1 pseudogene is annotated in these 277 nt (G+C 71.8%); it reads right to left on the bottom strand.

The window, feature by feature from the left end:
* Positions 1-277: pseudogene (locus KVS71_RS17385) on the bottom strand (roadblock/LC7 domain-containing protein); the annotation flags it as partial.

The following is a 277-nucleotide window of genomic DNA, read 5'->3' as shown; positions in this document are numbered from 1 at the left end:
CGTAGGGCGCGAGGATGAAGCTGTGCAGCGCCATCTGGTTCTCGCCGATGGTCAGCGACACGATGGCCGTCAGCGTCGGCTCCGTCCCTCCCGCGATGATCTCGGCCTCGGCCCGCGCGACCCCGAACAGCGAGCCGGTCATCGCCGCGAGCTGCTCGCCGCCGTCGGGGTCGGCGCCGAGGGAGGCGATGTGGAGGCCGTCCGCAGTGCCTAGGACCGCGGTCGTGAGCTCCGGGAAGCGCTCCTCCAACTGCTGCAGACGGGTCTGGGCCGACGG

Origin of the sequence: Microbacterium sp. GbtcB4, assembly GCF_019091465.1 — a bacterium.
Classification (GTDB): Bacteria; Actinomycetota; Actinomycetes; order Actinomycetales; family Microbacteriaceae; genus Microbacterium; species Microbacterium paraoxydans.
The sequence above is the reverse complement of the archived record's forward strand: the minus strand, read 5'-3'. Positions and strand labels throughout refer to the sequence as shown.